Here is a 266-nt window from a genome sequence, read left to right on the forward strand (position 1 = left end):
GCCGTTCCCATGCTATGCGCCTCATGCGAGGGGCGTAACAAGGGCATTTGCAGTACGCTGGACTGCCATCAGCTCCACGAACTGGTCAGGTCTTCGCGCAAATCCGCAGTTGAAGGCGGGGCTGCTCTCTTGGGTGAGGCTGAGCGGATCGACCGATATGCCAATATCCTGTCGGGTGTGGTGAAGCTGACCAAGACGCTGTCCGACGGGCGCCAGCAGATCGTTGGCCACCAGTTCGCCCCTGATTTCCTCGGCCGACCATTTCG

The 266-nt window shown here is 60.5% G+C and carries 1 protein-coding gene; it reads left to right on the forward strand.

Annotated features, from left to right (window positions below; translation table 11 throughout):
• Positions 1–266, forward strand: a 266-nt coding sequence (locus HBA93_RS24415; RefSeq protein WP_286202125.1) for a cyclic nucleotide-binding domain-containing protein, incomplete at both ends; no start/stop codon positions are given.

Source organism: Ochrobactrum sp. SFR4 (assembly GCF_019730395.1).
Lineage (GTDB): Bacteria > Pseudomonadota > Alphaproteobacteria > Rhizobiales > Rhizobiaceae > Pseudochrobactrum.